This is a genomic window from Paenibacillus sp. VMFN-D1 (genome assembly GCF_003386155.1).
In the GTDB taxonomy this organism is placed as follows: Bacteria; Bacillota; Bacilli; order Paenibacillales; family Paenibacillaceae; genus Paenibacillus_AQ; species Paenibacillus_AQ favisporus.
The window spans coordinates 828,851-855,391 of the sequence record NZ_QRDU01000002.1; the positions used below are offsets into that span (position 1 = coordinate 828,851).

At 56.4% G+C, this 26,541-nt stretch carries 29 protein-coding genes and 2 riboswitches; of the genes, 19 read left to right on the top strand and 10 right to left on the bottom strand.

What is annotated here, in order from left to right; all coding sequences use genetic code 11:
• Positions 1-67 precede the first annotated feature (67 nt).
• From C7820_RS19305 to C7820_RS19315, 3 genes are all read right to left on the bottom strand, one after another.
• Positions 68-1,060, bottom strand: coding sequence for a helix-turn-helix transcriptional regulator (locus tag C7820_RS19305; protein WP_116232682.1), 993 nt, complete (start codon positions 1,058-1,060; stop codon positions 68-70).
• Positions 1,061-1,130: 70 nt separating this feature from the next.
• Entirely contained in the window at positions 1,131-1,631 is a 501-nt protein-coding gene (locus C7820_RS19310) for a DinB family protein (protein WP_309545764.1), read from the bottom strand.
• A gap of 125 nt (positions 1,632-1,756) precedes the next feature.
• The gene (locus tag C7820_RS19315; protein WP_116232398.1) at positions 1,757-2,329 is read right to left on the bottom strand and encodes a TetR/AcrR family transcriptional regulator; all 573 of its coding nucleotides are present in this window, start codon (positions 2,327-2,329) and stop codon (positions 1,757-1,759) included.
• 158 nt (positions 2,330-2,487) lie between these two features.
• Between C7820_RS19315 and C7820_RS33685 the strand changes: the two genes are divergently transcribed.
• Both C7820_RS33685 and C7820_RS33690 read left to right on the top strand, forming a co-directional pair.
• The gene (locus C7820_RS33685; RefSeq protein ID WP_220376658.1) at positions 2,488-3,060 is read left to right on the top strand and encodes an NADP-dependent oxidoreductase; all 573 of its coding nucleotides are present in this window, start codon (positions 2,488-2,490) and stop codon (positions 3,058-3,060) included.
• Positions 3,041-3,454 carry a zinc-binding dehydrogenase gene (locus tag C7820_RS33690; RefSeq protein ID WP_220376659.1) on the top strand — a complete coding sequence of 138 codons (414 nt, stop codon included), beginning with the start codon at positions 3,041-3,043 and terminating at the stop codon, positions 3,452-3,454. Before C7820_RS33685 ends, C7820_RS33690 begins: the two co-directional genes overlap by 20 nt.
• An 8-nt stretch (positions 3,455-3,462) precedes the next feature.
• Here the strand turns inward: C7820_RS33690 and C7820_RS19325 are convergent, their stop codons facing one another.
• Positions 3,463-4,923 carry an MFS transporter gene (locus C7820_RS19325; RefSeq protein WP_220376660.1) on the bottom strand — a complete coding sequence of 487 codons (1,461 nt, stop codon included), beginning with the start codon at positions 4,921-4,923 and terminating at the stop codon, positions 3,463-3,465.
• An 89-nt stretch (positions 4,924-5,012) separates the two neighbouring features.
• Between C7820_RS19325 and C7820_RS19330 the strand changes: the two genes are divergently transcribed.
• Positions 5,013-5,339, top strand: coding sequence for an ArsR/SmtB family transcription factor (locus C7820_RS19330; RefSeq protein ID WP_116232400.1), 327 nt, complete (start codon positions 5,013-5,015; stop codon positions 5,337-5,339).
• A 124-nt stretch (positions 5,340-5,463) separates the two neighbouring features.
• Here the strand turns inward: C7820_RS19330 and C7820_RS19335 are convergent, their stop codons facing one another.
• Together C7820_RS19335 and C7820_RS19340 are read right to left on the bottom strand one after the other, a co-directional pair.
• Entirely contained in the window at positions 5,464-6,825 is a 1,362-nt protein-coding gene (locus C7820_RS19335) for a sensor histidine kinase (RefSeq protein WP_116232683.1), read from the bottom strand.
• Complete coding sequence (locus C7820_RS19340; protein ID WP_076170323.1) at positions 6,815-7,504, bottom strand: response regulator; 690 nt, start codon at positions 7,502-7,504, stop codon at positions 6,815-6,817. The genes C7820_RS19335 and C7820_RS19340 overlap by 11 nt, the downstream gene beginning before the upstream one ends.
• Before the next feature lie 362 nt (positions 7,505-7,866).
• Between C7820_RS19340 and C7820_RS19345 the strand changes: the two genes are divergently transcribed.
• The 10 genes from C7820_RS19345 (at position 7,867) to C7820_RS19390 (ending at position 16,930) form a co-directional block, all read left to right on the top strand.
• Positions 7,867-8,091, top strand: coding sequence for a DUF5957 family protein (locus tag C7820_RS19345; protein ID WP_116232401.1), 225 nt, complete (start codon positions 7,867-7,869; stop codon positions 8,089-8,091).
• A complete protein-coding gene (locus tag C7820_RS19350) occupies positions 8,072-8,470 on the top strand; it encodes a DUF6220 domain-containing protein (protein ID WP_116232402.1) in 399 nt (132 codons plus the stop codon). Before C7820_RS19345 ends, C7820_RS19350 begins: the two co-directional genes overlap by 20 nt.
• Before the next feature lie 101 nt (positions 8,471-8,571).
• Positions 8,572-9,474, top strand: coding sequence for a LysR family transcriptional regulator (locus tag C7820_RS19355; protein ID WP_116232403.1), 903 nt, complete (start codon positions 8,572-8,574; stop codon positions 9,472-9,474).
• A 179-nt stretch (positions 9,475-9,653) separates the two neighbouring features.
• Complete coding sequence (locus C7820_RS19360; RefSeq protein ID WP_116232404.1) at positions 9,654-10,448, top strand: DUF2935 domain-containing protein; 795 nt, start codon at positions 9,654-9,656, stop codon at positions 10,446-10,448.
• Between the two features lie 234 nt (positions 10,449-10,682).
• Complete coding sequence (locus C7820_RS19365) at positions 10,683-11,795, top strand: Gfo/Idh/MocA family protein (RefSeq protein WP_116232405.1); 1,113 nt, start codon at positions 10,683-10,685, stop codon at positions 11,793-11,795.
• A 52-nt stretch (positions 11,796-11,847) separates the two neighbouring features.
• Positions 11,848-12,600 carry a sugar phosphate isomerase/epimerase family protein gene (locus C7820_RS19370; protein WP_116232406.1) on the top strand — a complete coding sequence of 251 codons (753 nt, stop codon included), beginning with the start codon at positions 11,848-11,850 and terminating at the stop codon, positions 12,598-12,600.
• Positions 12,601-12,692: 92 nt separating this feature from the next.
• Positions 12,693-13,610, top strand: coding sequence for an AraC family transcriptional regulator (locus C7820_RS19375; RefSeq protein WP_116232407.1), 918 nt, complete (start codon positions 12,693-12,695; stop codon positions 13,608-13,610).
• Positions 13,611-13,643: 33 nt separating this feature from the next.
• Positions 13,644-14,699, top strand: coding sequence for an oxidoreductase (locus tag C7820_RS19380; RefSeq protein ID WP_116232408.1), 1,056 nt, complete (start codon positions 13,644-13,646; stop codon positions 14,697-14,699).
• A gap of 27 nt (positions 14,700-14,726) precedes the next feature.
• Positions 14,727-15,551 carry a sugar phosphate isomerase/epimerase family protein gene (locus tag C7820_RS19385; protein WP_116232409.1) on the top strand — a complete coding sequence of 275 codons (825 nt, stop codon included), beginning with the start codon at positions 14,727-14,729 and terminating at the stop codon, positions 15,549-15,551.
• Positions 15,551-16,930 carry an MATE family efflux transporter gene (locus C7820_RS19390; RefSeq protein ID WP_089545972.1) on the top strand — a complete coding sequence of 460 codons (1,380 nt, stop codon included), beginning with the start codon at positions 15,551-15,553 and terminating at the stop codon, positions 16,928-16,930. The genes C7820_RS19385 and C7820_RS19390 overlap by 1 nt, the downstream gene beginning before the upstream one ends.
• A gap of 40 nt (positions 16,931-16,970) precedes the next feature.
• Here the strand turns inward: C7820_RS19390 and C7820_RS19395 are convergent, their stop codons facing one another.
• Complete coding sequence (locus C7820_RS19395; RefSeq protein WP_116232410.1) at positions 16,971-17,600, bottom strand: hypothetical protein; 630 nt, start codon at positions 17,598-17,600, stop codon at positions 16,971-16,973.
• Positions 17,601-18,083: 483 nt separating this feature from the next.
• Positions 18,084-18,271: riboswitch (cyclic di-AMP (ydaO/yuaA leader) on the top strand.
• 87 nt (positions 18,272-18,358) lie between these two features.
• A riboswitch (cyclic di-AMP (ydaO/yuaA leader) is annotated at positions 18,359-18,522 on the top strand.
• Between the two features lie 183 nt (positions 18,523-18,705).
• On the opposite strand from C7820_RS19395, the gene C7820_RS19400 reads away from it, so the two are divergent.
• The gene (locus tag C7820_RS19400; RefSeq protein ID WP_167372872.1) at positions 18,706-19,521 is read left to right on the top strand and encodes an alpha/beta fold hydrolase; all 816 of its coding nucleotides are present in this window, start codon (positions 18,706-18,708) and stop codon (positions 19,519-19,521) included.
• A gap of 161 nt (positions 19,522-19,682) precedes the next feature.
• On the opposite strand, the gene C7820_RS19405 is transcribed toward C7820_RS19400, so the two are convergent.
• Positions 19,683-20,528 (bottom strand): SDR family NAD(P)-dependent oxidoreductase, encoded by an 846-nt coding sequence (locus tag C7820_RS19405; RefSeq protein ID WP_397334189.1) that lies wholly within the window; start codon positions 20,526-20,528, stop codon positions 19,683-19,685.
• A 278-nt stretch (positions 20,529-20,806) separates the two neighbouring features.
• On the opposite strand from C7820_RS19405, the gene csaA reads away from it, so the two are divergent.
• Positions 20,807-21,136, top strand: coding sequence for a chaperone CsaA (gene csaA, locus C7820_RS19410; protein ID WP_076170310.1), 330 nt, complete (start codon positions 20,807-20,809; stop codon positions 21,134-21,136).
• A 30-nt stretch (positions 21,137-21,166) separates the two neighbouring features.
• Positions 21,167-21,679: a DinB family protein gene (locus tag C7820_RS19415; RefSeq protein WP_116232413.1), complete on the top strand. Its 513-nt coding sequence runs from the start codon at positions 21,167-21,169 to the stop codon at positions 21,677-21,679.
• A gap of 58 nt (positions 21,680-21,737) precedes the next feature.
• On the opposite strand, the gene C7820_RS19420 is transcribed toward C7820_RS19415, so the two are convergent.
• Entirely contained in the window at positions 21,738-22,616 is an 879-nt protein-coding gene (locus C7820_RS19420; protein WP_116232414.1) for a LysR family transcriptional regulator, read from the bottom strand.
• Positions 22,617-22,799: 183 nt separating this feature from the next.
• Between C7820_RS19420 and C7820_RS19425 the strand changes: the two genes are divergently transcribed.
• Positions 22,800-24,020: an MFS transporter gene (locus C7820_RS19425; RefSeq protein ID WP_181909116.1), complete on the top strand. Its 1,221-nt coding sequence runs from the start codon at positions 22,800-22,802 to the stop codon at positions 24,018-24,020.
• Positions 24,021-24,088: 68 nt separating this feature from the next.
• On the opposite strand, the gene C7820_RS19430 is transcribed toward C7820_RS19425, so the two are convergent.
• On the bottom strand, positions 24,089-24,427 hold the full coding sequence (locus C7820_RS19430; RefSeq protein WP_089550074.1) for a VOC family protein: 339 nt from the start codon (positions 24,425-24,427) through the stop codon (positions 24,089-24,091).
• A 149-nt stretch (positions 24,428-24,576) separates the two neighbouring features.
• Between C7820_RS19430 and C7820_RS19435 the strand changes: the two genes are divergently transcribed.
• Together C7820_RS19435 and C7820_RS19440 are read left to right on the top strand one after the other, a co-directional pair.
• Complete coding sequence (locus tag C7820_RS19435) at positions 24,577-25,044, top strand: GNAT family N-acetyltransferase (protein ID WP_116232416.1); 468 nt, start codon at positions 24,577-24,579, stop codon at positions 25,042-25,044.
• A 460-nt stretch (positions 25,045-25,504) separates the two neighbouring features.
• Positions 25,505-26,527 (top strand): methyltransferase domain-containing protein, encoded by a 1,023-nt coding sequence (locus C7820_RS19440; protein WP_116232417.1) that lies wholly within the window; start codon positions 25,505-25,507, stop codon positions 26,525-26,527.
• Positions 26,528-26,541: the final 14 nt, after the last annotated feature.

Below are 26,541 nucleotides of genomic sequence, written 5' to 3' on the forward strand. Positions count from 1 at the left end.
ACACTTTGCCTTCAATCACCCTAATTATTCCAATTAATGCATCAAATTATGCAGTAGGATGGTGAGGTTACTCTGAGGGCAATCCTGACAGCATCGATCCGTAGTGTTCCGCGATTCCCCGGCTGACTTCGGCCATACGCAGCACCAGCGATTCCGGCTCGGCGATGGTCAGCGCTTTTCCGTAGGGAAGAAGAAAGTAGGGGACGTATGAATGCAAGGAGGTGGAATCAAGCCGGTATACCGCTTCCCCTGGGCTTCGCTCAATCAGTGCATGTCCGAGCAGCCAGTGCTGCTTCAGTTCGTTCAGGACATGATCGTGAGCCTGAATCCGGACCGTGACCAGGGAAGGGTCGCCAGCCGGGTCCGGCAGCAGCTGTTCCAGCAGAACGTCCTTGGCCGAAAAGTTTTCAGGGCGCTCAAAATGCCGATCCGTTACGTCCAGGCTCACAATCCGGTCAACACGGAAGTTCCGCAAATCCTTGCGGAGATGGCAGTATCCGGTGGTGTACCATTGCCCTTTCCAATGGATGATGCTGTAAGGATCGAACTCCCGTACCGACCCGGTTCCGGGATCTCCTTTGGAGCCGCCGTACACCATCCGGAGGGTCTGTCTTTGTCCAGCGGCTTCCTCAAGGCATTGCAGCCGCCCTTTTTGCTCCGGATCGATGGGCGGTTGAAGGACGGACAGCCCGCTGCTGTGGCGTTCAATTTGCGTGAGCTGCTTCTCGTTCGTATACCGTTTTAGTTTGTCCACGGCCCTGCCCAGGGCATCGGTGTGAGGATACCCTGCCTCCTGGGCAAACACCGAAGCATGGACGAGGGCTTTCTGCTCCTCCGCATCGAACATGAGCGGCGAATCGGCAAAGGTCCCAAGAATTTGGAATCCGCCGTTCGGGCCGGAATCGGCAATGATCGGGACGCCGCTTGCGCAGAGCGAATCAATGCACCGGTACACTGTACGTACATGGATCTCCAGCTCGTCGGCCAGCTGCTGTGCCGTCATTTTTTTGCCGGACCGGAGCATCCAGAGGATCGAGAGCATGTTATCAGCTTTGGACATCGGAGAAATCCTTTCGTAAAAGAGAGTTACCCGGGATACGATCCCGGGTATCAGCTCCATTGTAACGCGTCTAGGCGAGCGGTTCCATTCCTTGTTCCACCCATGAATCGTAAGTCGGACCGTACAAATCCGGCAGCTTCAATCCGGCCTGCCGCATCAGGACGGTCATCTGTCCGCGGTGGTGGGCTTGGTGCATGAGGGTAAAGCGCAGCGAACCTCCGTTGTTCCACTCCTGGCCGGCGATGGTTTGCGTCTCCAGAAGCTTGGCGTCCGTCCACTGCGTTTCGACCGCTTGGAGAATGGCCCGGCTGACCCGCTCGTACTGGCCGGCAAGCGCAGCGGCCGATTTTTTTACTGCGTCACTGTTATCGGGTGCATCAAACGCCAGCCCGAGCGATGTCATATAATGAACGGATTCAACGAGATGCCATGCCAGTCCGCCCAGGGTCCGGTGCTTGTCCGTTATGGCCTGCCCGAGCGATTCATCGGTCAGCGCGTTCATGATCTTCTGGGTCATTTCCGCTTCGTTGGTCCATTCCGCTGCAAAATCTTTAATGCTTGTAAACATCATGCATTCCTCCATTTTTTTTGAAGTTTTGTTCGGTTTAATGGCAGTATACACAAAAATCACTGACAGTCTCGGTCAGTGATTTTTGGAATGCTGCTGTATTTATTTATTTTTAATGTGAGCAACCGCTAGGCCGTTCCTCGGAGGATCAACCGGACAATATAACTGGCTGTTTCTTCTGCGGGGCACGCAGCTGTTCCCCGGCTCCATTCAAGGGCAGCGCCGTAAAGGGTCCAGCTGGCCGCAAGGGCTACGGTATCCAATGGAACGTTCCAGCCAAAATCCTCCGGTTCGAGCCGCTGCAGCCAGGCCGTGAGGAGCGATTTGATTTCCTGCTGCATCGTTCGTTCAAAGACAGGGTTGATCGTTTCCACCGGACTGCAGCGACCGTGAAGGGACCGGAAATGCTCAAGGAGGTTCACGGCCAGCATCTGAAGATGATCGCTGTTCCATCCGGCATCCGGGGGCAGATGCTGCTGCAGGCGGGTATGGAGCTTATCACGGATCGATTGTTCCAGCAGGGCGTATTTGTCCGGATAATGCGAATAAAAGGTGCCCCTGTTGACATCCGCACGTTCGGTAATATTTCGAACCGTCATGGCGGTAAAGCCCTTTTCTTTCATCAGCTCGGCGAACGACTGCTTCAGCAGATTCTCTGAGCGCCTGCTTCGCCGGTCCTGCGGAACGCCTCTGTTTTCCATGCATGTGCCGCCTCCTTTATACCTATGTAATATTCAACAATGAGGCACAGATGTCGGATAACGGTCAAACGCGGATGATTGACGATTTTCTCCGGCCCGTGTTTTCCCTATTGTAGGGGGTGGCAGGAAAAGAATCAATCCATGGAGGTAAGGTGAACATGCCTGGTTATCAGCGAAAAGAAAGCATGAAAGCGATCCGGTATCACCGGCACGGAGGGTCGGAAGTGCTGCAGTATGAGGATGTTCCGGTTCCGTTAGTCAACGAGCGCGAAGTGTTGGTCCGCGTGCATGCGGCATCGATCAATCCGGGAGATTGGCAGATCCGCTCGGGGATGGCGGGAGACCGTTTTCCGCTGCCGTATATTCCCGGGTGGGATATTTCCGGCACCGTCGAAGAGATCGGAGCGGACGTCACGTCTCTGCGGGTCGGTGACGAGGTTTTTGGCATGACGGCGAACAGCGGCGCGTGTGCGGAATATGCGGCTCTGCCTGCAGCGCAGCTTACACGAAAGCCCCGCAGCATCAGCCATGAAGCGGCGGCCGCCCTTCCGCAGTCGGCCTGTGCGGCCTGGAACGCGCTGTTCGTTCAGGGAGGCCTGAAGGCCGGCCAAAGGGTGCTGATCAACGGTGCATCCGGCGGCGTCGGCCACTTCGCCGTGCAGCTCGCCAAATGGAAGGGAGCCGAGGTGATCGGCGTAGCCTCCGGCAGAAATGAAGCATTTTTTGCGTGAGCTTGGGGCCGATCGATTTGCCGATTATTCGTCCGGTTCATGGACGAAGGCCGTTGATCCGGTCCAGCTTGCGGTCGATACGGTCGGCGGAACCGAAGGAAACCGGCTCTTGGAGGTGATCACGCCTGGAGGATCGCTGGTTCCGATCACGTGGGGGAATTATGACACCGATCAGGCGGCCGCCGGGCAGATTGACGTTCACGAAGTTGCGATGCTGCCGGTCACGACAGCGGATTTGGACCGGATATCCCGTTTAGTGGAGGAAGGTCAGCTTCGAGCGGTCATCGACCGGATGTTTCCTCTAAAAGAGACCGCCCTGGCTCATGAGCTCAGCGAAAGCCGGCGAGCCAGGGGGAAGATCATTATTCGTGTAAGCAGCACGGCGGATCGATAAAAACATCCTTATTTTTTTCGCGGAAGGAACAAGGCAGCGACTCCCCCGATGATCATTCCGGCGGTCGCCAGATACATGGCGGTGCGGACGCCTGCTGCCTGCGCGGCCAGAAGCGAGCCGCCGCTTTGACCGGCGATACCGGAATTGGCGATGAAGATCAGGAAGGCCATGCCGATGGCGTTGCCGATATTCAGCGTCGTCGAGGCCATACCCGAGGCCACGCCCTGCTCTGATGGAGCCACGCCCGCGGAAGCGGCGATCCACATGCCGGTCCATACGACGCCCTGGCCGAGGCCGGAAATGATCAATCCGGGCACGATAAGCAGATAGCCGGAGTCGGCATACGCCCCCAGCGGGATGAGGGCGGTGCCCGCGATGCCGATCATGGTGCCTGTCAGAATCGTGCTGCGCATGCCGTAGCGCGTGGCAAGCCTTTCACCCCATTGGGTTCCAAGGGCAATGGATAGCGATGGCACGATAAAGGCAAGACCGGTTTGCAGGGCATTGAATTGATGCACATTCTGGAACAGTACCGTCAGGAAGTAGGGGATGGCTCCAAAGGTACCCATGTAAAGAAAGGTAATGATCATGCCCGTGACCAGGCTCCGTCTCCGGAGAAGACGCGGCGGCATCAGCGGATTGGAGGTGCGGTTTTCGATCCAGGCAAAAGTAAGAAATAACAGCAGGGACAGAAGGGCGCATATCAGGATGCCGGCGGAGCCCCACCCTGCCTCAGGTCCTTGAACAAGGCAATACACGAGTAAAGTCGCAGCGCCGGTAAAGCTCAGCGCACCGGGCAGATCGAAGCTGCCTTTTCCGGATCGGAAGGAGTCCCGCGGAATGGCAGCGAGTGCCGCCAGAGCTGCACCGCCGGCAAACAATACGTTGATGAAGAAGACGGCTTCCCACCCTATGGCGTTCGTCAGAATGCCGCCGAGGAGAGAGCCCAAGGTCAATCCGCTGGCTCCCGCTCCGCCCCAGACTGCGAGGGCCCGGTTGCGTTTAGGTCCTTCTTCATAGAGCCGGTTGATCAGGGATAGGGTCGCCGGAAAAAGAAAAGCGGCTCCAATGCCTTGCAGCGCTCTGGCCAGGATAATGACCAGCGGACTCCATGCCAGCCCTCCAAGCAAGGAGGCCAACGCGAACAGGAGCAGTGCTGATATGAACATCCTTTTTTGCCCGAGCTGGTCTGCGGCACGTCCGCCAAGCAGGAGGAAGCCGCCGCAGAAAATCGTATAGGCGCTGACGACCCACTGAAGGGATTGTTCCGAAAAGCCCAGTGCACGGCCCACTTCGGGGAGCGCAACAAAGACGATATTAATGTCAAGGGAGTAGATCAGCTGGGCGAAAGCGAGGATGGCGAGGCTCCAGCCCAAGGCTTTCTTTGACATCGCCGGAGTGGCGGCAGAATGGGCAGCGCTAATGACCTCGCCCCTTGGACTAGCTGACAACGGGTCTCGTGATGACACGTAAAAAGCACCTCACTTCAAAATGTTTTGAAATGATTATATTTCAATAAAAATTGAAATGTCAATACAAAGCGTGTATAATATTTTCTATGAGACCCCACTACGAAACCGAAATGGCCAAAGCGGCCAAAGCACTCAGCGACCCGATCCGGATGAAAATTTTGACGATGATTAAAATGGGCAGGCAGTCGGATTTCCAGTCTCCTGTCTGTACGTTCGAGCCTGCGGCCGTATGCCCCGCGGACCTGCAGCTTAAGCTGGGAGACGTGTCGCCGTCCAAGCTGTCCTACCATTTGAAGGAGCTTAAGGATGAGGGGTATATCAAGGAATGCAGGGAGGGAAAACGGCATTATTACTCGCTGCAGCCGGAGAGGCTGAAGCAGTTCACGAAAGATTTAAGCTGGCTGTATGAATAGGAAAGCGGAGCGGGGGGTTGGAGACAGATCAGCTGGTGCCTGCCCCTTATCCGTAAGCGCAAACAACCCCCGACAGCGTCGGGGGTTGTTTCGATGTGAGGCAAGACAGGGCAGTCAGCCGCGTTCAGGCATTCTCATCCCGGCTGTATGGCAGCCGGACCCGGAACGTGGTCCCTTCGCCCGGTGAGCTCTCGGCCTCGATGGTGCCTTGATGCGCCGCGACGAACTCCTTGGCGATGGCGAGCCCAAGCCCCATTCCGCCGCTGTGCCGCGAGCGGGAAGCATCGGCCCGGTAGAAGCGGTCGAAAAGGTTCGGGAGATGCTCGGGGGCGATGCCGGTGCCGGTGTCCTTCACCGCGATCTCCAGCCATGGCCGTCCGTCTGCATCCTGTGTCTCCGACAGGATCACTTGGATCGAACCGCCATGCGGCGTATGCCGGACGGCATTGGTCAGCAGGTTGAGAAAGACCTGGGTAATCCGGCCGGAGTCGACCGGGATCATCGTGGAGCCGGCCTGGCTCACCAGCGTCATGGCAATGCCGGCATCCTGCGCGCGGGGCAGAAGCCGCTCGAGCGTCTGCTCCAGCAGGGCACGGACGTCCGTCATGCTGAACTCAAACGACAGCTTGCCTGCCTCGGCCAGTGAGAGCTGATGCAGGTCGTCCACGAGCCGGGTGAGCCGGATCAGCTCATCCTGAAGCGGAAGCAGCTGCTCGGGTTCGATCGCTTCGCCTTGCTGCTGCAGCATATCCATCTTTCCCCTCATGATGGAGAGGGGAGTTCGCAGCTCATGCGCGACGTCGGCCACGAGATTGCGCCTCGCATCCTCGGCCCGGCCCAGCTGCAGGGACATCCGGTTGAAGGCGGAAGCGACCTCGCCGTACTCATCTTTGGTCGTGACCGGAACCTGCACCCCATGCCGGCCTTCCTTAATCTGCTCGATCGCAGAAACCAGCCGGCGAAGCGGGGAAGTCAGACGGCGGGAAATCCAATAGGCAGCCAGCAGGGCATCAACAATGAACACCACCGCGCTGACGATCAGCAGAAAGCCGACGCCATGTGAAATGCCCAGCTTCACCTTGGAGATCACGCTGATTTCCGGGTCGTAGTAACGGAAAGATCCGACGACCCGTTCGTTCGTCTCGATACTGTATTTTACCCCGAGCCCCCTGATCATGGGCTCGGCCACGCTGCCGAAGATGGCCAGCTTCCTGTCGTGGACGTCGTACAAGATCAGGCCGCTGTCTTGAGCTTCTTCCAGTAAGTCGCCAGAGGCCAGCTTTTCAACACCGTTCCAGGAACTGCCGTGCTGCTCATAATATTCGGCGAGCGTACGCGACAGGCCGCTGATTTGCTCTTGGTCGGAGGACGGTGTCAGCTCGCCCAGCAGCCCGCGCACGACTGCGTTTGTGATCAGCATAAACGTCAGGCTCATGACCACGATAAAGGCGGCCATAGCCCAAAACAGTTTCCGGCTAACGTTCACGGCGGTCACCGAACCGGTATCCGAATCCGTACACGGTGTTAATAAACACCGGGTTGGACGGATCGTCCTCGATCTTTTTGCGGATCCGGCTGATGTGGGCGTCCGCGGTCCGCTCGTCGTTCAGCAGGTCGTCATCGACCGCAGCCAGCAGCTGCAGGCGGCTGTATACGATGCCTGGCCGCGAAGCCAGGGTGGCGAGCATTTTGAATTCGGTCGGGGTCAGCAGAACTTCCTCCCCGCGTTTCCACACCCGGCACTGCGCCTCGGATATCGTTAAATCTCCCCGCACGATCCGGTCGTCCGGAGTCTCGTCCCCATGGATTCTCCGGAGGACCGAGCGTATTCGCGCGACCAGCTCCCGCAGGGAAAAGGGCTTCGTCAAATAATCGTCGGCGCCGACCTCCAGCCCGATGATTTTATCCGTTTCTTCCACTCTGGCGGTCAGCATGATGATTCCCAGCTTCGGCAGCTTCCGCAGCTCCCGGCACACGTCAATGCCGCTCATTCCCGGCATCATCCAGTCGAGGACGACCAGGGACGGCTTCCGTTCGCCAGCGATCCGGAGCGCTTCCCGCCCGGATAAAGCCGTGATCGTCTCGTAACCCTCCTGCTGGAGAAACGGCTCCATAAAGGCCAGCACTTCCTTTTCATCATCGACAAGCAGCAGAGTATGCGTCATGTGTTCATTCTCCTTTATCTCGAGAGCCTCGGGCCGTTGCAGCCTTTCCGGCTTTTATCCCCCTCATTATATACCGGTTCCCGCGGATGCGGGGACAATTCACCAAAGCCGTAAGGAACCGCAACAAGTTCGCAACATTCCTGAAGGAAAACCCCGGACAACCCCGCATGGACCTGGGAAAAAGCCGCAAAAAACCGATGCATTTTCATCACAACAGCAAGAGAACTTCACAGGTTCACAACAAGTCGCTGCTACAATAAACTCCAGGCGGCAAAACACGGGCTGCGCCGCAGACCATCGCAATTCATTGCCTTCATTGCGGTCCATGCAATGGAATGCAGTTCAACGGGGGAGGGGTGATTATGCTGAAGCAGCACTATGTGATCAAAGTACTGCTGGCTGCCGTCGGTGGCGCTGCCTGCGGTATCTTTCTGTCAACCATTATTGCCGCTCTCGGTTATCTGATCCATGACCGTCCGGCCGGGACACCTTATCTTCCGCTGATCATGGCTGCGTTGTTTGCGGGGATCGCCGCGTTGACGTCCGATTATAAGGGAGGAAAACCACATGACAAGCATCGATCTTAATCCGTCACAAGATAAAATTTCAGGGGGCAGACGGATTTCCCGGGGCATCTTTATAGGGCTGTCCTGGATATTGGTCGCCTGTATCACGGTTCAGGTATACATCGCTGGGTCGGCTGTGTTCCAAAATCCGGTGAACTGGCGGCTCCACGAAAACTTTGTTCATTTCTTTGGGTTTGCCCCGCTTCTGATGATCATTTTTGCCATTACGGGAAAATGCTTTAAAGGCAGTGCGTGGCTCAGTTTGGGCATGTTTGTTCTGATCGACATGCAGTACATGACGGCGCATGTGCCTGCGCTGGGCGCCATCCATCCGGTGATGGCCCTCGTGCTTATCCTGCTGTCGCTGTACACCGCACTACGAAGCACACGGCGGCAGTAATGGGGAATTTATGCCCGAACAGTTGTGGAGGGGACCGGTGCCCGGGTATACTTTGAAATAAATGAAGATCATATCGTTGTTTCAAAGAGAGGGCTGTAGCATTGACCTTACAACAGTTAAAATACGTCATCGAAGTCGCCAACCGCGGGTCCATGAATGAAGCGGCCAAACGGCTGTTTATTTCGCAGCCAAGCCTGTCGAATGCGATCAAGGATCTGGAGGAAGAGCTGAACATTACGATTTTTGAACGGACGAACAAAGGGATTACCCTGTCCAAGGAAGGCGCCGAATTTCTCGGCTATGCCCGGCAGGTGACCGAGCAGGCGGAGCTGCTGGAGAGCCGCTATTTGAACGCCAAGCCGTCGCCGCAGCATTTTTCCGTATCGACCCAGCACTATGCGTTTGCCGTCAATGCGTTCGTGCATTTGGTCAACGAGTATGGGCAGGACGAATACGAGCTGGCGCTGAGGGAAACGAAGACCCATGAAATCATTCAGGATGTTAAAAGCCAGCGGAGCGAGATCGGCATTCTGTACCTCAATGAATTCAACAGCAAGGTCATCAACCGGCTGCTGAAGGACGCCAATTTGAAATTCACGAGCCTGTTTACGGCCCGGCCTCATATTTTTATCAGCGTCCATAACCCGCTCGCCAAGCAGTCCATCGTGACGATTGACCAGCTGCAGGATTATCCCTACCTGTCGTTTGAGCAGGGTGAGTACAACTCCTTTCACTTCTCCGAGGAAATTCTGAGCACACTGACGCATCCGAAAAGCATCCGGGTCAACGACCGCGCCACGCTGTTCAACCTGCTCATCGGACTGAATGGTTATACGATCTCAACCGGAGTTCTCAGCGCCGACCTGAATGGTAACGAGATTATTCCTGTGCCGCTCGACTGCGACGAGACGATCAATGTCGGCTGGATCTGCCATCAGAATGCGGCGCTGTCCAAGCTGGCCCTGGAGTATATCGAAGCGCTGCACCAGGCGATTTCCGATTGATCCGTAATTTTGAAAAGTATGGATGAAGTGCCGGGACGTAGTCCCAAGGTATGATTTTTTTGCAGCCACGCTTGCCGCTGTATGCGGCGGGGGTGGTTTTTTGTAACGCATAAGTTGGGTGCTCCATCTCATATATTGTCCAGTGACGGATCGTTATCGAAGGGAGGGATATGCCTGCAATGAATGAAGAGGCGCTCTTTGAGCACAGGTTTTGGCTGCAGATTTTGGGGGATCATGCCCGCTTTATCTACAACGCGCTGGCGTCGAAGGAAGTCAAGGACGTACAGACGGCGGCTTCGTTCGTCCAATGGTTTGACCGGCTGTTGGGACAGGCGCGCTCGTTCCCTGAGGGACAGCCGCTGACGGAGCTGAACGAACAGGCGAATCAGGCGGTACATGAACTGCGGGCGTTTAAACTGGATCTTCTCGACCGGGTGCTGCAGCGCAAGGTGATCATCGGGTTGTCGCCCACGTTTATCAATCATATGGTGAACGAGCTGGAGGAATATGAGCGCATTCTCGCTGAGCTGTTAAAGGGAAATCCGGTTCCCCGCTATCACCCGCTGCATCACGATCTGCTGTGGCTGCCTGACGCGGCTTTTCACTCGGCATCGATCGCTTCGGATCTCGACGGGGTGGAGCGGAGGCTGATCCAGAGGAGCAAGGAATTTGAGCGGCATTTCAACGAATTTTATTTGAAGGCGCTTGAGCTTGTAGGATACTTGCGTACGCTGCGGACGACCTATCCGGCGGTGAAAAAGTTCCACAGCGACGTGGACCTGGAAATGTCGGCGTTTATGAACTTTCTGCTGGAGGTCGAGGAGCTGGACATCAGCGCCGAGCTGCTGAGCAGGCTGAACAGGCTGGTGCCGGACCATATGTTCCGGGAAGAATGCTATTATTTGCAGAAGCTGTCCCAATTCGGCGAGGTGCCGCGTCCTGATTGCGACCCGGCAAAGCCGAGGGTGGAGTAACGCCCCAAGGGATTGATCATAAAACCGCTTTAGAATGCCTCTTTGCTCTTCGGGGATGTCCTGGGTGCCGGGAGGTTTTTTTACTCCTGAACACAAACCGGCTTGCTGCGGACAGGGATGGATAATATCAAATAAATCCAGTTTATTTGCGCTGCAGTCCATTGAGTTCGACCGGGCGATGCGTGATAATGAGGGCACAAGATCACTACCAAACGAAAAGAGGTTGATGTATTCGTGCGTAAAGTCAAGGTTGGCGTCATCGGTACCGGCATGATCAGCACCGTATATCTGAAAAATTTGACCGGCATGCTCGACCATATCGTCGAGGTCAAAGCCGTAGCGGATATGGTTCCGGAGCTCGCGCAGAAAAAAGCGGAAGAGTTCGGTGTTCCGAACGTGTACACCGTGGAGGAGCTGCTGGCCGATCCGGAAATTGAAATCGTTCTCAATTTGACGGCCCCCGCCGCGCACGCCCCGCTGAACCTGCGGGCACTTGAGGCCGGGAAGCATGTGTACACGGAGAAGCCGTTTGCCCTCACCCGCGAGGATGCCGATGAGGTTCTGGCTCTGGCCGAGTCCAAAAACCTGCTTGTCGGCTGTGCGCCGGACACCTTCCTCGGCGCCGGAATCCAGACCTGCGTCAAGCTGATCAATGACGGATGGATCGGCACGCCTTACGGTGCAAGCGCTACAATTATCATGGGGAACGCCGCGGGCGGCATGCATCCGAACTTCCGCAACTTCCTGAAGCTGGGCGGCGATCCGATCATGGATATGGGGCCTTACTATTTGACGGCGCTGATCGCGCTGCTCGGACCCGTACAGAGGGTAACGGGATCCGCCCGCCAGCTGCATCAGGAGGTCGTGGTGGACAATCCGAAATCGCCGGCATTCGGCCAGACGGTGCCGGTGGAAGCGCCGACGAACGTATCGGCTGTGCTGGACTTCCACAGCGGCGCTGTGGCAACCCTACAGGCGGCCAAAGAGGCGTTCGGCTATTCGCCGCGGCTGGAAGTGTACGGCACGGAAGGCATTCTGTACGTTCCGGATCCGAACTTCTTCGGAGGCGCCGTATCCATCCAGTTCCCGAACGGGCAGACGAAAGAGATCCCGCATTCCCATCCGTATGCCGAGGAAGGACGCGGCATGGGCGTAGCCGACATGGCTTATGCAATCCAGTCGGGACGTCCGAACCGGGCAAGCGGCAAGCTGGCGCGCCATGTGCTGGACATTTCGCTCGGCATCTTCGAAGCGTCCCAGCAGGAACGCCACATTCACCTGGAATCCACGGTGGAACGTCCGGCTCCGCTGCCGCTCGGCCTGAAATACAACATGCTGGATCTGTAAACACCACACGGAGAACCTGTCCCATTTCAAACCAAGAGAGGATGCATAGATCATGACCCAATTTCCCGTCGCCGTACAGCCTTATACGGTTCGCGAACAATTAAGCAAGGATTACATAGGCACGCTGGAGAAAATCGCCGCCATCGGCTATCAGGGCATTGAGCTCGGACGTCCGCCGGAAGGCATCACCGTGGCAGAGCAGAAGGCGCTGCTGGACCGGATCGGCCTTAAGGTCATCGGAACCCACGCCGGATTCGATACGTTTGATTTCAACCCGGACGACATCGCGGATTATCTCGAGGAGGTGGACGGCGGTAAATTCGTGGCGCTGTCGCTGCGTTTTGCGTCCCGGGACGAGGTGCTGGCGAAGGCCGCCAAGCTGAACGAAGCGGGCGAGAAGTTCCGCCGGCGCGGGGTTCAGCTGCTGTACCATAACCACGACTGGGAGTTCGCCAAATTCGACGGCGAATACGCGCTCGATATTTTGCTCCGCGAAACCGATCCTTCCTTGGTTCAGATGGAGCTGGATACGTATTGGGTCAAGCGGGGCGGTGAAGATCCGGCGTCGTACCTCGCCAAGCTTCAGAACCGGTGCCCGCTGCTTCATATCAAAGATGTGGAAGCCGGCGAGGAGCAGTTTTTCGCCGAAATCGGGGAGGGGATTCTCGATTTCAAGGCCATCGCCCAAACGGCGCGGGAGGTAGGAACCGGCTGGCTCGTCGTCGAACAGGATCAGAGCCGGCGCGATCCGCTGGAGAGCCTGGCGATCAGCTACCGCAATTTGCAGGGACTCGGACTGATTTAATCCTTTATTTTCTTACGAACGAACATCGAATGGGCCTGAAAAGGAACCGAAGCTAAGACTCCACTTCGTGGGGGATGAGGAAGGGAACTGCCATGAATATAACGGAAAGCCAATCCAGCCGGGCGGCCTCGCATCTTTTGCACCTCCCGAGGATCCATATCGTCGGGGACATCGTCAAGAAGCCCGGCACCTCCCTCGGCCCGCGGCGGATTCACGATTACGAGCTGCTGTATTTTCCGGATGGGACGCGCAGCGTCTACAGGGTGGAGGGGGAAGCATACGTCCTGCAGGAACCGAGCTTTATCGTGACCAGGCCGGGCGAATACCATGCCTATGAATACGACCCGCAGCAGCCGGCGCGCCATCTGTTCATTCATTTCGGGACGGAGGCGGCGCTTCCGCTCCTTGCGCCCGGCGGCCCGAGCGTTATTCCGCTGGACGAGGAGCTTCCGGTCGGCATGATGAAGCAAATCATGCATATCGCCCATGCCCATACGGACCGGATGCAGAGCCGCGGGAGCTCGCTTCTATGGTCGCTGCTGACGGAAATCAGCGGCCATCTCTTCGACGAGCCGCTGACGACGCCGGCCAACCGGATTCCTCCCCAAATCGTCAAGGCGCTCGATTATATCGACAAGCATTTAGGGGAGGCCATTTCGGTGGAAATGCTGGCGAGGCGGATCGGCTGGTCGCATGAGCATTTCTCCAGGTCTTTTGTGCAGTATATGGGCCGCACGCCGCGCGACGCGATTATTCAACGGCGGATCGAGCGCGCCTGCCAGCTCCTGCTGTACGAGGAGCACAGCATCAAGGAGGTCGCCTTTGCGGTCGGATTCTCGGATGAAAATTACTTCAGCAGGGTGTTCAAAGCCGTGAAGGGACTCACCGCCAGCCAGTACCGCAAAAAATATTACAATCCGATGTACCGGGATTTGGTTCCGGTCAAGGAGTCGGAATCACTGTATCCGGTCAACCGGATTCTGTATAACATCGGGGCCGGCGAAGGTTAAACCTTCGCCTGGCTATATAGGAGAGTGATGCGAATGAAGGAGAAGGTGAGGACAGCGGTGGTCGGTTACGGATTCGCCGCCAGGACGTTTCACTGCCCGGTCATCACGGCCGTACCGGAGCTGGAGCTGGCGATGATCGTCCAGCGCAGCGGCCATTCGTGCTTGCAGGCTTACCCATCCGTCCGGGCTGTACAGGACGTCCGGGAAGCCTATGAGGATCCGGACATCGACTTGATCGTCATTACGACGCCGAGCACGGCGCACTACTCGTTTGTCAAGGACGCCCTGCTGGCCGGCAAGCATGTCGTCGTAGAGAAGCCGTTCACGGCGACGACGGAGGAAGCGGACGAACTGATCGCGCTGGCCCAAAGTAAAGGGCTGGTGCTCAGCGTGTTCCATAACCGCCGGTGGGACGGCGATTACCTGACGCTGCAGGAGGTTGTCCGCCGCGGTCTGGTCGGCCGGATCACCGAAGCGGAATTCCGCTGGGACCGGTTCAGCCCGAATGCCGATCCCAGCCGCTGGCGGGATGTGGGGGCCGAAGGGTCCGGGACGTTCTATGACCTGGGCGTCCACCTGATCGACCAGGCGCTGACGCTGTTCGGGCTTCCGGACAGCGTGCAGGCGGAGGTGCGGACGCAGCGGGAGCGGACGCTGGCCCCGGACTATTTTGACGTATCGCTGGGGTATCCGGATGGGCTGAAGGTGTCGGTAAAATCGACCCTGCTTGCCCGGGATCCGGCTCCGAGATACCGGTTGTACGGGACGGAGGGTTCGTTTGTCAAGTATGGAGAAGATCCTCAGGAAAATCTGCTGAAGGCCGGCAGGCTGCCGGGATCGCCCGGATGGGGCGAAGAGCCTCAGGAGATGTGGGGAAGCCTCGTGGCAAACCGGGACGGCCTGCAGTTTACGGGGCGTCTGAAGACGATTCCGGGATGCTACGACGCCTATTACCGCAACGTGGCGGAGGCTATCCATGGTGTGTCAGAGCTTGGCGTAAAGCCCGAGCAGGCCCGGATGGCGATCCGTATCATCGAGCTGGGCATGCAGAGTCATGCCGAGCAGAGAAGGGTGCCATTTACCCCTTAACTACTTACGGAAAGAAGGAGATCAAGCTTGTTTCCTTTCAAATTGTCATTGAATACATCTACACTCCTGCCTTACGGACTCGGCGTCAAAGAGCAGGTCCGCGTGGCGGCGGAAGCAGGCTATGAGGGCATCGAGCTGTGGGTACGGGACATTGAAGCTTACCTTGCAGAGGGCGGCGAGCTGCAGGAGCTTAGACGGTATATCGAAGATCATGGACTGAAGGTGGCGAACGCCATCGCCTTCTGGGCTTGGGCCGACCGTGATCCTGAAGCGAGACAGCGCGGCTTCGACCAAGCGGAGAAGGAAATGGAGATGTTGGCGGAGCTGGGTTGTCTCGCGGCTGCTGCGCCCCCCTTCGGACAGGTTGCCCACGTCACGCTGGACGAATTTGCCGCTTCCTTTGCCAAGCTGGCCGAGTTGGCCCGCCGGATCGGCATAGAGCCCTATCTTGAATTCTGGGGAAAAGCGGCCCTGCTGAACTGCCTGAAGGATGCGATCTACGTAGCTCAAGCCAGTGGAGTGGCGGACGCCAAAATTCTTATCGATCCGTTCCACATGTACACCGGCGGCAGCGAGCTTCGGGACCTTGAAGGCTTGCCTGGGAACCGGATCGGCATCGTCCATGTGAACGATTATCCGGCGGCGCCGTCCCGCTCCGAGATCCAGGACGCCCACCGGGTATTTCCGGGAGACGGCATCGCTTCGTCCGGAGCGCTCGCCAGAACGCTGGCGGATGCGGGATATGAGGGCTATCTGTCGCTGGAGCTGTTTATGGACAGCTACGGCGGGTTGACCGCCCTGGAGACCGCGAAGCTTGGTATTGCCAAGATCCGGGAGGCTTACAGCCTGTAATGTCCAGATCCATCGCGGGAGACAACCCCGTCAGCAAGCTGTCGCTGCTTGCGATTACGTGGCCGATTTTTGTGGAATCGGCCCTTCAAATGTTTCTCAGGACATCGGACACGTTCATGCTGAGCAAGGTGTCGGACGGCGCGGTTGCGGCGGTCGGTGTCGCGAACCAGATCATCATGTTTGCGGTGCTGATGTTCAATTTCGTGGCGCTCGGCTCCGCGGTCGTCATCTCGCAGTATTTGGGTGCCCGCAGGCAGCATGAAATCGGCCGGCTGGCCGGTTCCTCGCTGGCGCTGAACTTCCTGTTCGGCCTGGTCGTGAGCGTCATCGTCATGATGCTCAGCGGGCCGCTGCTGCGGATATTCGACCTCGATCCTTCCCTGTTCGGGCAGGCGGAGAAGTATTTGCTCATCGCCGGGGGCGCCCTGGTCATTCAGGCGCTGCTGACCGCCGTCACGGCCATGATTCAATCTCATGGATTAACCCGGCAGACGATGGTCGTCACAATCGGCATGAACGTACTGAATATTTTCGGCAATTACCTGTTTATTTACGGCCCTGGAGGCTTTCCGAAGCTGGGCGTCGTCGGGGTGGCGATATCCACCGCCTTTGCCCAGTGCGTCGGGCTGGCCGTCAATCTGGTGCTGCTCCGCAAGGCGGCGGGCGTCTACATCCGCTGGAACGACCTGTTCGTGTGGAGCCGTGAGCATATCGGGAAGGTGCTGCGCGTCGGCGTGCCGTCCTCGGCCGTGTCCTTGTCTTACTCCGCCAACCAGTTTGTGACCACGGCCTTTATTTCGTCGCTTGGGGCCAGCGTGCTGGCAACGAAAATTTACACGCAGAACATCATGTTCTTCGTCATGATTCTGGCTGTCTCGCTGGGCCGGGGCGGGCAGATCATCGTCGGGCAGCTGGTCGGCGCGGGCCAGAGGGAAGAGGCCTACAAGCAGGTGATCCGGAATCTGATCCGCAGCGAGCTGATCACGCTGGCGGCCGTCGCCGTGCTGACGCTGTTCCGGCAGCCGCTGATGAAGCTGTTCACGACCGACCCGGACATTATCGCGATGGGAGCGGCCTTGCTGCTGCTGAGCTTTCTGCTGGAGCCGGGGCGCAATTTCAACGTCATCCTGGAACGGTCGCTGCAGGCCGCCGGCGACGCCCGGTCCGCCATGATCGTGTCCATCACGGTGACCTGGCTCTTTAGCGTGCCGCTGACGTACCTGCTCGGCATCTATTGGGGATACGGCCTGTACGGCATCTGGGCGGCGTTTATTGCCGACGAATGGCTGCGGGGCATCCTGCTCTGGGTCCGCTGGAGGAGCAAGGCCTGGCAGCGAAAAGCGCTGGTGCAGCTTCGCAGCGAGGAGCAGGCGCTGTAGCCGCCCGCGCAGGCAGCACAAAAAAACCGCCACTCGGGGATTATCCGGGGTGGCGGTTCTTTGTGCTGGCGCCGAACAGGGACAGATATGCCGAGGAGCGGCGGATCAAGGCGCGGGTATCCGTCGGGAACTCCCGGCCGAGCAGCGGGAGGCGGTTGACGGGAGCTTTCGCCTGGACTTCCGTACCAAGGTCAGCCGTCAGGCCGGAGATCGCTAGCGACGTTCCTCCCCCGATGCGCAGCGATGCTGCAGCTCCTTCGGCGTAAGCCGTACGGTTCCGCTCGAGAAGGCCGGCATCAAGGGATCTTCCCATGTGTTCGGCTGTTGTGCGCGCGGTATGCTGCTCCAAGCGTGACCTGACATCAAGCAGCGCCATCAGCGCGAGCGGGTACTGATTGTGGTCCGGCTGCTTCAGAATGTTCATGGCCGTCGCGGTGATGGCCTCTTCCAGCGTCAGTCCGCAAATATAACGCAGGCGGCAGCCCCACCGTACCAGATCGAAGGCTTGCTTGCCTGAGCACAGCAGGCCCTCGGCAAGCCCTTCCTCTCCCGAGTAAGGCAGCTTCATAATGCCGATCCGGCAGTTTTCCAGCCAGCCCAGGCTGTGGTGCTGGTACCTTGGAAGATCGATTTCAAACAGTTCGATGGTGGAGATCAAAGCCCGGTTCATCGCGACATCCTCCTTGACCGTGATTTCATGTATACTCCCTGCCATCTTGTTCCGGATCGTCACGGCAAGTAGGGTTCCATACATGTGTCCGATTGGTAAACTATCCGCATCATACGTCCAAGGGATATCTTTGGCAAGAAGACGAGGCGGATTTTTCGGATCAAAACCAGCATCTTTCCAGCGCAAAGTCCAAAATCCCGGCAAAAAGCCGCTTTTTTTCAGCCTAGCGGCTTCAGCCCTATTCCGGCATTATTTTCCGATCCAATGGGCGGGTTCAGCCATTTGAATGGTTTCCCGCCTTCAGTTATCCAGCAAAGCTAAGGAAAGCGGTAGGAAAGGCCGTAAAACAATGATTCCTACGGATTAGGACCCGTTTTCCCATCAGATCCCCAAATAAAGCAGGGAATCGTATCGTTTCCCTGCTTTACAGTTCGCCGTCCCAGGCGTATATTCATTTCATCATCCAATAGAGTAAAATTTGCGACTTGATGAACGCTGAATTTTCCGATGAAAAGCGGGGGAACCAATCGCAGTCCTCGTCCCACGGAGCTTTATGCTGGGGCTTGCGGCTTGCAGGGGTGAATCGGAGGCAGGATAACACCTGTTTCCGTAGGGCTACTCTCACGGCCCGAATCCGTCAGCTAACCTCGTAAGCGTAGTTGAGAGCGGAGGAAACTGTGATTTGACGCATCAACACAGGGTATCTGCTCTGTGTTTTTCTGTGCGCTCATTTTGAAGGATGAAGCGTGTACATGGAATATGTCTATTCGCTGAATTTCCGCCGAAGGCGGAAAGCGGGGGAACCGGTCGTGTCTGCAGCATCCGCTGCGGGCATATGGGGTGAATCTCGAAAGTGATGAGTAGGGCTACTCTTTGGCCCGAATCCGTCAGCTAACCACGCAAGCGTATTAAGAGAGGCAGCTGTTATTCATGCAGATGGCAAGGCTTATTCAGCCTTGGATTTGGAAGCATGGAAGAGTGTCCTCTTTCCGGTGCTTCTTTTTTGTTGTTTAAAAAAGGAGAAGCATGGATTCCCAAGCGGGCGGCGCCCGCGATTTTGTACAAACAGAGAAAACAGGTTATTTGGGAGAGAGGAGAACTTGAAGTGCCCCAGATACAAGTAAACGGAACTACGTTATATTATGAAATTCACGGCAGCGGCACGCCCATCGTGTTCATTCACGGGCATTTGTCGTCCCATCATATGTTTGAGCCCCAGGTCGAATATTTCAGCAAGCGGGCGAAGGTAATCGTGCTGGACCTCCGGGGTTACGGCAATTCGGGGAAGCTTGACGTGGAGGTCGGGCACATTATGGAAACCCAATGCAGCGATCTGTGCGAGCTGCTCAATAAGCTGCATATTTCGCAGGCGACGCTGGTCGGCTGTTCCAGCGGAAGCGTGCTCGCCCAGACGTTTGCCGCCCTTCATCCGGACCGGGTCAGCGCCCTGGTGCTCGTAGATAGCTACTTCGCGGGATGCTTCGGAAAAAAGAACCATTTGCTGAATATTTGCGAGGCATGCAGCTGGCTGTCTTATTATTTGCCTGCGGAGTTTTTCCTCCGCTCGCTGCGGGTGACGTATAACCGGTGGAGACCGGTCTACAGCATCCTCCGCAAGGAGCTGTACCACAAGCGGCCGACAGAGTCGATCAAGCAGCGCATGGAGCTGCTGCGTATGGAGATGCCCGCCAATTTGGCGCGGCTGCCGATGCCTGTACTGTGCGTCGCAGGCAGCCAAAGCGAGTGGTTCGTCAAGCAAATGCAGCGGGCGGCCACCCTGTTCCGGCATGTGCAGCTGGCGACGATCGAGGATGCGATGTACCCGACCCATTTATGCCAGCCCCATGCATTCAACCGCATGCTGCTGAACTTTTTGATGGACCAGCATATTTACCGGACCCGGGAAGCCTATGGAGGATAGCCCGCGGTCATGGGATTTGCCTCCTGGAAAGAAAATCGCATCTTGAGTCACACTGGCCCTAACCAAACGATCTACTCGCTGTATTAGGCAGCAAGTTAACCGCCCGATAAGAAGGCGGTTAACTGAGCTCTAGCGAGTATTCGTTTTTTCAATGAGACTGATTATATTAAAAAGGGAGGGATGAACCGTCCATCAATATCGGTGAATCCGTATTCCTGGGCAAGATCACCAACCTGTAATACCAGTCCGTTTTTCAGTTTCACTTCATCATCCCCAGCCAGGGCTGACACCGCCCGCCCTACGTAATACGGAGACTCCGTGTGTTTCAGAGCCTCAACCTCCTTCCAATGAGCTTCATCTGTACCGAAGTTCCTTAATACCAGTTCTGTTCTCATCCAGCCAGGGGAGACCGCTACCACGGTTATTTCAGTGCTTTTGAGATCGTGAGCTAATCCGAGCACTGAGCGGTTAATGGTATTTTTGGCGAGGTCGTAATAGAAAGTTCCTAAATACTTATCCTGGTCCTGAAATGTGGTATGTACGATCAATCCAGAATCAGCTTCCAGCATAAGCGGGATCGCATAATGGTTTGTCGCTATTTGTAGGCGTACTCCATTCTGAAACATAGCATCCCACATGCTCAGCGGATATTCCCAGAATGGTTTGGATTGTAAATTCACTTCCAAGTCATGCAGTCCCCAGACGTTATTCACTAGGATATGGAGCCGTCCTTGTTCCTGTCGGATTCTCTCGATCAAAGCTTGTGTATCCTCATCACGGGTATGATCGCAACGACATGCGTAAGCCTCTCCTCCATGACTTCGAATCTCCTCCACAGTTTCATCGATACTGCCTGGAAAACCGTGTGTAGTCGTACCCCGTAAACTTCTTCCGGATACATAAACTACTGCTCCGGCTTTCCCAAGCTCAACGGCAATCCCACGTCCTGCTCCCCGGCTTCCTCCGGTTACGAGAGCGATTTTCCCAGCGAGTCTCTTCAAGTTCATCTACTCCTTCGCAGTTATTTATTTCATCATACTAAAGTAATACGTCATTAACTGTCGTATTTGAGGATGAACGATTGATTTTTGCAATCAATGAAAAGGCACACTTGAAAGTTAGGCATATGGCTAATTTGTTAGTTGCGGCTATATCGATAAAATACGTTATGGGAATCTGGGCTGCGGTGTTCAGCCTTTTTTTAGGTTGGTGAAAGTGCTTGTGCCATTGACAGGCAGGGATATAATGGAGAGATACAATCATGGCATAAGAAGGAGGAAAAGTTGTGGCAACCATCGAAGATTTGATGAAGCTGGACATCCGCATCGGAACGGTGGTCAAGGCGGAGCCTTTTCCGGAGGCACGCAAGCCGGCGATCAAGCTGAGCATTGATTTCGGGGAGCTTGGAGTCAAGCGTTCCTCGGCCCAGATTACGAGAAGGTATACCCCGGAGCAGCTGGTCGGCCGCCAGGTGGCCGCCGTCGTTAATTTTCCCGTGCGGCGGATAGCCGGATATGAATCGGAAGTGCTCGTTCTCGGCGGAGTTCCGGAAGAGGGCGATGTGGTGCTGCTGGCCCCTGATGTGCCTGTCGGCAACGGCACGCCCATTGCTTGAACATTTTACAAAATGAAAGGATGGATACCGATGATTCTGCGCCCAACAAAGGAAGACTACAACGAAGGTTTCGCCAAGTATGTCTCTCTCGTACCTGAAGGGAACCTCGAGGAGATTCTGAACGGGTCTTTGAACCGGACGACCGCGTTTTATTCTGCACTGACGGAAGAAAAGGCGAATTACCGCTATGCGCCAGGCAAATGGAGCTTGAAAGAGGTGCTTGGCCATATCACGGATAATGAGCGCATCATGTGCTACAGGCTGCTCCGCATCGCCAGGGGGGACACCACGCCTTTGACCGGCTATGACGAGGAAGTGCTAATGGAAGGCGCAGCCTTCGACCGTTTCTCCATCGCTGAGCTTCTCGAGGATTTTGCCGCCGTGCGCCGCTCCACGCTGACGCTGCTGCGGAGCATTCCGGACGAGGCCTGGACCCGCAGAGGTGTCGTGAACGGTTATGAATCCACCGCCGCCGCTTGGGCGTATATTCTGACCGGACATGAAATCCACCATTATAATGTGATCCAGGAAAGATACATATAACTTCCCAAGGGTCAAAATTGGGCCGATTGCCGGCCATGCTGCGCGCCTCTAACTCGCACTATGATTTGAGGCGCTCCTCGGCAAGATGAATAAAAGCCTGCGCAGCATGGCCCAAATATTTATCCGCCCGGTAAATGATGCTCATTTCCCTGTAGGGCGGATCATCATGGATGGGGAGGAACCGCAGCTTCGGATCGCCGATGGCTTCGACGAGCGTAGGCGTCTGAACGGTAACCCCCATGTTTTCCCGGACAAAGCGGAAGAGCGAAGGGTTGGACGTCGTTTCCACGACGATGTCCAGGTTAAACCCGTGCTTCCGGCAGTATTGCTCGACGAGCTCCCTTCCCCAGAAACCCTTGGGATACATAATGATCGGCAGGCCGTTCAGTTCAGTCAGGGAGACCGACTCCCTGCCGGCCAGCTCGTGTTCGGCAGATACCACCACGCCGTACTCCTCCCGGGGCAGGGACCGGACCACCAGCCGGTTGTCGTAAAGCGGCTTGAGCGAGATGCCGATATCGATTTCCGTGCTAAGGACGAGGTCCGCTACATCGACGGCTGAGACGATCTTGAGCCGGACGTTCGGATACCGGTTGCGGAAATCGATGAACATCGGGGTCAGGCGGAAATCGAGCTCGGAAGGCAGCACGCCGACGCCGAGCGTACCGCCCTGGTGATGGCGAAGCTCGCCGATCTCCAGCTTGGCGTTCTGCAAATTTTGAAATATTCCCCTTGCCTGCTTAAGCAGGACCGAGCCCGCATCAGTTACCGCAATCCGTTTGCCGATCCGGTCAAACAAGGGCATGCCGACCTCCTCCTCCAAGGCTTTAATCTGCAGGCTTAAATTCGGCTGGGAGATGCCGAGCTTATCTGCGGCCCTCGTAAAATGCAGCTCCTCGCAAACGGCCACGAAATACTCCAGTTGTCTCAGTTCCATGTTAATTCCTCCTGTTCATGAACAATAGATCGCGGCGTACCGAAGTGGAAGTAAACCCTTGAGTGTGTGGAAACACGGATTTATCATTTGTATAACAAATTATTATTATAATTTCAATATAATTGATAAATGATCCCTCTCCCATTAAGATGTGATCAAATCGATCTGAGGGAGAGAGAAATAATGAGAAAACCTTCACTGTTTATGATGGCTGTCGCCTTCATTTTGGCCTCTTTAAATTTGCGGCCCGCAATGAATTCCATCTCGCCCATGCTGCAAGCCATCCAGCGGGATTTGGGCATGAGCGCGTTGTCGGCAAGTCTGCTTACGTCCATTCCGGTGCTGTGCATGGGTTTATTTCCGGCTTTTGCGGTCAAACTGGGCCAGCGTGCCGGGCTGGAGCGCGTCATCGGCTGGTCGATTGCGGTCATCGGCGCCGGTACGGTGCTGAGATGGTTCACCGGGTCGTCAGCATACCTGCTGCTAACCACCGTTCTGTCCGGGCTCGGGATCGCTGCGGCAGGTCCGCTGCTGTCCGGGTTCATTAAGCAGCATTTTCCCGCCAAGGTGCCCGTCATGATTTCGCTCTATACCGTATCCATGGCGGTCGGAGCCGCGCTCGCATCGGGATTGTCCCTGCCTTTATCGGTCCGGGCCCATTCGTGGCAGGAATCGCTGGCGGTTTGGGCTATCCTCGCTGCCGTCGCCTTGCCGGTATGGTGGTGGTCCGTTCTCCGCCATACCCGTCGGCCTGCCCGTGCGGAGCGCTCGGCAAGGGCGGCCGGACTTCCCTGGAACAGCGCCAAAGCATGGTTTCTCACGCTGTCCTTTGGCCTGCTGGCTGTTCTGTTCTTTTCGGTCACGGCTTGGATGCCTCCGGTTGTGGAACATATGGGATACGGCAGAGCCTATGCGGCGAACATGCTTGTCCTGTTCTCCCTGACGCAGATTCCCGTCGGCCTCCTGTTTCCGCACTTGCTCCGGCGTCTGCCTTCCCGACGCTTCTGGCTGGCGCTGGGCGCACTGTCGATGTCCGCCGGCTTTCTGATGCTCTGGATGTCCGTGACGCCGTGGCTGGCGGCGATTCTGATCGGCATCGGCCCCGGCGTGCTGTTCCCGGTCAATCTGATGATGCCGATCGAAGCGGTAGGCGATGCTCAGCACGCGACGGCCTGGTCGGCCATGACCCAATCGGTGGGATACGTGATTGGCGCGATGGGACCGATGCTGCTTGGCGTGATCCACGACGCTGCCGGCAGCTATACGCTGCTCATCCCGGTGCTGCTGGCCGTCACGCTGGCCATGGCGGGGGTTCAGCAGCTGGCCGCGAAGCCTAAAGCGGCGAAGGCGCTAAACAAGCAGCGGGCGAAGGAAAAGGAAACAGCCCTTCCCTTGGCAGAGTAAGGAAAGGGCCGTCGATGACGCAGCATCAGCCTGCCGGCTGGCAGTATAGATCGGGATGGGGGCAGGCTTTAGCAGAGGACCTCGACCGTAAACCCGCCCGGTGCCTCGACGTAGAACGTATACCCGTGCGCATGCTGCGGAGGCTTGACGTCGTATCCGTCCTCCAGCAGCTTTTGGTTGATGCGGTCGACCTGCTCCTCGGTCTGCTGGGGAAAGCCGACGTGGAACGTTTTGGGGTACTGCACCTCACGGCCCTTCATCAGCGTCAGCACAAACCCGTCATCATCGAAGAGCACCGCGAAGTTGTCGCCGCGGGCCGCCCGGCACTCCAGTCCGAAATAAGTTTCCAGAAAGGCCCGTGACGCCGCCACATCGGTCACCGTTAAATTCAAATGGTTGATTTTCATCATTACCGCGTCCTTTCAAAATGGGATGACTTTCTTTGCTTACCCCCTTATTATATGACCTTTATGCAAGTGATAAGGTTTCGGTATAATGGGGGTTAAAAGAGGTGGGGTTCACGATAAAAACCCGTCACCTGGCAGGAGGCATCGGTATGAAAATTCAGCTTCAAAAGGTGACAAGGGAAAATTGGGAGGAAGCCATTTCCCTCAGGGCTGCGGAGGAACAGGTTGGTTTCACCCCGCCGGTTGCTGTATCGCTGGCCAAAGTCTACGTTAAACCCGATGGGGACAATGTCGACTATATCCCTTTCGCCATATACGATGGGCCGCGAATGGTCGGTTTTATAATGCACGCATGTGAAGAGAACACGGAGGATATGTACTGGATCAACGGCTTTTTGATTGATGAACGCTACCAGGGCCAAGGGTACGGCCGGGCCGCCTTGACGGAGATGATCCGTTGGATCGTAAGCCGGTGGGACCGCTGCAGGGAAATCCGTCTGACCGTTCATGGGGACAACAGAGTCGCCAAGCGTCTGTATGCGTCGGCAGGTTTTGCGCCAACCGGGACGGTATACGGGGGAGAAGAGGTATGGAGCCTGCCGGTCGCAAAAGCCTGAATTTCTTGAGGGCCGCAAGGGGGATAGGCTTGTTGGCGCGCAGATCTCTTGCCCCAGCCGGCGGTCTGTAATATAATAGGGAAAATTTCGTAATTGATGGAGGCTGGAACGATGATGATGATGACCGTTTTCTTGACCATTCTTTCAGTGAACTAAACTGAATAGCTCGCCGGAGGCATGAGGTATCCAATCCCGATAGGGGCTGGGTATATTTGATATGCAGCTTCCGGAGATGCAGTGAATGGTCATGAAACGGAATTCCTTAATCACGTTCTTATGCAGGCAGCCTTAGGGGCAGCCTGTGCCTTTTTGCATAGAAGACGCGAATGGACTTTGGTTCATTCGCGTTTTTGTTGTTTCCGGGGCCAATGTTCGAAACACATTTAACCGGCCGCCGGAGCAAAACCGCGCTTTGCGGGCTTCATTCTATGCTTACCATCAATGACGAGGTGATCGATGTATGCCGCGCTACTTTTTTACTGTACTGCCTGGGCTGGAAGAAATTCTCGCCGATGAAATGCAGGCTAAAATTTCCGGGGTACGTATTAGGGACAAGGCCAGGGGAAAGGTTTATTTTGACTCTGACTTGCCAGTAGAGTATTTTTTGACGCTGCGGACTGCCGACAATCTGTATCGTTTCATCCACCGGTTCCCGGTGGGTCCTCATAAATTGCATTTACACCATATCGAACAAGAAATCTCCCGTTTGGATTTATCCATGATCCGACCGGATTCTTCCGAAAAGATTAGCTTTAAGGTCAATGCCAGCCGAGCGGGAAACCATACCTACAGCAGGTTTGATGCGTCAGAGGCTGCGGAATTGGGAATCATGCGGCGCTATCGGCATTTTAGACAAGATCACAGCGGCGGGCATCAGCTCGAGTTTCGGCTCGATCTGGTTCAGGGAGAGGCTGTCTTTGCCATCAGGATAACGGATGCGGCGTTCAGGTATAGGGGGAAGACGCGGGAATTTACGCCGGCCGCCCTGCGGCCGACCGTTGCCCACGCGCTCGTGTGGGTGTCCCGTCCGGAGAAGGACGACATTTTCGTTGACCCCTGCTGCGGATCAGGGACCGTGCTGTCCGAGCGCTGTGCGTATCCTCACGCCGGCATTTACGGCGGAGACCTCTCCGAGGTAGCCGTCACAGCTGCCCGTGCCAATGTGGGACACACTTCCGGTGTGCACCTTAAGCAATGGGATGCGCAGCGCCTGCCGCTGGATCCGGGATATGCCGGCAAAGTGGTGACCAATCTTCCTTTTGGAAAGCAAATTTCGTCCATAGCATGCATTCCCGTTTTGTATGAAGGAGTGCTTAGAGAAATGAAGCGGGTGCTGAAACCAGGAGGTCAGATCGTCTGTTTAACCGATGCGGGGGGTCCTCTGCTGGCGGCTGCCGAGAAAGCCGATCTCCGTTTGGCCACGGTAGCCGACCTCCGGTTGAAGGGACTGCATCCGTCCATCTATTTGCTGCAAAAAGATTAGTCCGGCCCTGTCGC

Excerpts from the sequence above, each read along its gene's own strand:
- C7820_RS19315 (WP_116232398.1), bottom strand. The coding sequence starts at position 2,329 with ATGGAAAACAGAGGCGTTCCGCAGGACCGGCGAAGCAGGCGCTCAGAG.
- C7820_RS33690 (WP_220376659.1), top strand. The coding sequence starts at position 3,041 with ATGAAGCATTTTTTGCGTGAGCTTGGGGCCGATCGATTTGCCGATTAT.
- C7820_RS19340 (WP_076170323.1), bottom strand. The coding sequence starts at position 7,504 with ATGACGCATACTCTGCTGCTTGTCGATGATGAAAAGGAAGTGCTGGCC.
- C7820_RS19430 (WP_089550074.1), bottom strand. The coding sequence starts at position 24,427 with ATGAAAATCAACCATTTGAATTTAACGGTGACCGATGTGGCGGCGTCA.
- C7820_RS19420 (WP_116232414.1), bottom strand. The coding sequence starts at position 22,616 with ATGGAACTGAGACAACTGGAGTATTTCGTGGCCGTTTGCGAGGAGCTG.
- C7820_RS19330 (WP_116232400.1), top strand. The coding sequence starts at position 5,013 with ATGAGACCCCACTACGAAACCGAAATGGCCAAAGCGGCCAAAGCACTC.
- C7820_RS19425 (WP_181909116.1), top strand. The coding sequence starts at position 22,800 with ATGAGAAAACCTTCACTGTTTATGATGGCTGTCGCCTTCATTTTGGCC.
- C7820_RS19435 (WP_116232416.1), top strand. The coding sequence starts at position 24,577 with ATGAAAATTCAGCTTCAAAAGGTGACAAGGGAAAATTGGGAGGAAGCC.
- C7820_RS19370 (WP_116232406.1), top strand. The coding sequence starts at position 11,848 with ATGACCCAATTTCCCGTCGCCGTACAGCCTTATACGGTTCGCGAACAA.
- C7820_RS19375 (WP_116232407.1), top strand. The coding sequence starts at position 12,693 with ATGAATATAACGGAAAGCCAATCCAGCCGGGCGGCCTCGCATCTTTTG.
- C7820_RS19415 (WP_116232413.1), top strand. The coding sequence starts at position 21,167 with ATGATTCTGCGCCCAACAAAGGAAGACTACAACGAAGGTTTCGCCAAG.
- C7820_RS19350 (WP_116232402.1), top strand. The coding sequence starts at position 8,072 with ATGACAAGCATCGATCTTAATCCGTCACAAGATAAAATTTCAGGGGGC.
- C7820_RS19305 (WP_116232682.1), bottom strand. The coding sequence starts at position 1,060 with ATGTCCAAAGCTGATAACATGCTCTCGATCCTCTGGATGCTCCGGTCC.
- C7820_RS19380 (WP_116232408.1), top strand. The coding sequence starts at position 13,644 with ATGAAGGAGAAGGTGAGGACAGCGGTGGTCGGTTACGGATTCGCCGCC.
- C7820_RS19395 (WP_116232410.1), bottom strand. The coding sequence starts at position 17,600 with ATGAACCGGGCTTTGATCTCCACCATCGAACTGTTTGAAATCGATCTT.
- C7820_RS19310 (WP_309545764.1), bottom strand. The coding sequence starts at position 1,631 with ATGATGTTTACAAGCATTAAAGATTTTGCAGCGGAATGGACCAACGAA.
- C7820_RS33685 (WP_220376658.1), top strand. The coding sequence starts at position 2,488 with ATGCCTGGTTATCAGCGAAAAGAAAGCATGAAAGCGATCCGGTATCAC.
- C7820_RS19360 (WP_116232404.1), top strand. The coding sequence starts at position 9,654 with ATGAATGAAGAGGCGCTCTTTGAGCACAGGTTTTGGCTGCAGATTTTG.
- C7820_RS19390 (WP_089545972.1), top strand. The coding sequence starts at position 15,551 with ATGTCCAGATCCATCGCGGGAGACAACCCCGTCAGCAAGCTGTCGCTG.
- C7820_RS19440 (WP_116232417.1), top strand. The coding sequence starts at position 25,505 with ATGCCGCGCTACTTTTTTACTGTACTGCCTGGGCTGGAAGAAATTCTC.
- C7820_RS19345 (WP_116232401.1), top strand. The coding sequence starts at position 7,867 with ATGCTGAAGCAGCACTATGTGATCAAAGTACTGCTGGCTGCCGTCGGT.
- C7820_RS19405 (WP_397334189.1), bottom strand. The coding sequence starts at position 20,528 with ATGAACTTGAAGAGACTCGCTGGGAAAATCGCTCTCGTAACCGGAGGA.